The sequence below is a fragment of the Halorubrum sp. Atlit-8R genome, assembly GCF_003666025.1.
Taxonomy (GTDB): domain Archaea; phylum Halobacteriota; class Halobacteria; order Halobacteriales; family Haloferacaceae; genus Halorubrum; species Halorubrum salinarum.
The window spans coordinates 1-692 of the sequence record NZ_QPLV01000014.1; the positions used below are offsets into that span (position 1 = coordinate 1).

Sequence of the window (692 nt, forward strand, 5' to 3'; positions counted from 1 at the left end):
ACCCCCGAGTCCAATTTGTGGTCGATGATCTCGAATACTGGGATGAACCTGTATTTCGCGACGGAAATGACGAAATTCCGTTGCGGGACATCTTCCACGGAATTGAGCAGGAAGGATCAGGCTGGTACTACAGTAACATCAACGTTCAGTCGTAGTCGTATCCGACCACAATTACGTCAGGGAAAGTCCAACAGACCTGATCGACAAACGCTAGCTGGCGACTAAGTCTGCGCCGCTGGATCAGTTCTGGCCGTCGGCGAGGCGGGCGGCTTTGCGAACTTCTGCGAGACAGCGACGAAGACGAACTCGCTTGTCGACCGGATGAAGAGATCGAGTTGCCCGATGTCAACGACGTGGTCGACGACCTAGGGAACTACCTTCGGACGGTCGAGCGCGCTGAGGAGCTCGATGAGAAGATCGAGAAAATCGACGACCTGATCGGCGAGTTCGTCTACGAGTTGTACGGGCTCACTGACGAGGAGATCGAAATAAAGGAAGAAGCAGCTATCGAGTAGCATCTGTGGTCCTGATTATTGCGCTAATTCCTCCCACTCGGTGGTACGACGGACCCGCAACGGACGTTTGTTGATTTGGTCATGCGACATCCGATATCAACGCCTTATGTAACAGGTGATCACAGCAAGAAGTAAGAGCTACATAAGGTACTGCGCCAATGTTGGGAGGCTACTATA

1 pseudogene is annotated in these 692 nt (G+C 52.6%); it reads left to right on the forward strand.

The annotated features are described in order from the left end of the window. Window positions 1–246 precede the first annotated feature (246 nt). Window positions 247–515 (forward strand): annotated as a pseudogene (locus tag DVK05_RS17805) (restriction endonuclease); the annotation flags it as partial. Window positions 516–692 lie beyond the last annotated feature (177 nt).